Source organism: Rathayibacter sp. AY1A4, from assembly GCF_002930955.1.
Classification (GTDB): domain Bacteria; phylum Actinomycetota; class Actinomycetes; order Actinomycetales; family Microbacteriaceae; genus Rathayibacter.
The window spans coordinates 1-744 of record NZ_PSTN01000060.1 but is presented as its reverse complement, the minus strand read 5'-3'; the positions used below and the strand labels follow the sequence as shown (position 1 = coordinate 744).

Genomic DNA, 744 nt, shown 5'->3' with positions numbered 1-744 from the left:
GACGACCAGCACCGTGGTGACGAACACCGCGGCCGTCGTCTCGGCCGCGATCCGCGAGAAGTTGACGACGTTGACGTGGGCGCTCATGTCGCCCGCGATCGCGCGGAGAGCGCGGGCGCTGCGGGAGTGCTGGGCCATGTCGAGCAGGTCGCTGCGCGAGAGGACGCCGAGGGCGGCGTCGGTCGCGGCGAACCAGCCGCCGACGGCGACGAGCGCGAGGGCGGCGATGAGGAGCTGGAGAGTGGGCACGGCGCGCTCTAGCGGCGTCGCTCGCTGATGTGGAAGCCGACCAGGATGTCGCGCTGGATGCCGAACATCTCGCGCTCCTCCTCCGGCTCGGCGTGATCGAAGCCGAGCAGGTGCAGGAGCCCGTGGGCGGTCAGCAGCTGCAGCTCGTCGAGCACGGAGTGGCCGGCCGACTCGGCCTGGGACTGCGCGACCTGCGGGCAGAGCACGATGTCGCCGAGGAGCCCGGCGGGGGTCTGCTCGTCCTCGGTCCCGGGACGCAGCTCGTCCATCGGGAAGCTGAGCACGTCGGTCGGCCCCGGCTCGTCCATCCACTGCACGTGCAGCTGCTCCATCGCGCCCTCGTCGACCAGCACGATCGCGAGCTCGGCGTCGGGGTGCACGTGGAGCGAGTCGAGCGCGTAGCCGGCGAGGCGCAGCAGGGCGGCCTCGTCGACGGGGACGCTCGACTCGTTGTTGATCTCGATGCTCACGGGGGCGGGTCTTCCTTCGGTTCGG

1 protein-coding gene and 1 pseudogene are annotated in these 744 nt (G+C 71.6%); both read right to left on the bottom strand.

The features are described from left to right. A pseudogene (locus tag C5B92_RS16800) lies at positions 1 to 249 on the bottom strand (HlyC/CorC family transporter); the annotation flags it as partial. An 8-nt stretch (positions 250 to 257) separates the two neighbouring features. Continuing rightward, positions 258 to 719, bottom strand: a complete 462-nt coding sequence (gene ybeY / locus C5B92_RS16795; protein WP_104223424.1) for an rRNA maturation RNase YbeY — start codon at positions 717 to 719, stop codon at positions 258 to 260. Between the last annotated feature and the right edge of the window lie 25 nt (positions 720 to 744).